Here is a 212-nt window from a genome sequence, read left to right as displayed (position 1 = left end):
ACTTGGTGTCGGAGGGCGACTTCTGGACGGGCGGGGAGGTGCCGGTGTCTGTGCCGATGGAGTTGATTTCGGCGTTGGAGCGGGAGTCGCCGGTGTAGTCGAGCTGGTCGGTGCACTTGGTGTCGGAGGGCGACTTCTGGACGGGCGGGCAGGTGCCGGTGTCTGTGCCGATGGAGTTGATTTCGGCGTTGGAGCGGGAGTCGCCGGTGTAG

1 pseudogene is annotated in these 212 nt (G+C 65.6%); it reads right to left on the bottom strand.

Annotation, left to right across the window (positions count from 1 at the left end):
• A pseudogene (locus QC283_RS39425) lies at positions 1-212 on the bottom strand (hypothetical protein); the annotation flags it as partial.

The sequence above is a fragment of the Streptomyces sp. DH41 genome (assembly GCF_029813785.1).
Lineage (GTDB): Bacteria > Actinomycetota > Actinomycetes > Streptomycetales > Streptomycetaceae > Streptomyces.
This window is presented reverse-complemented; position numbering and strand designations above follow the sequence as displayed.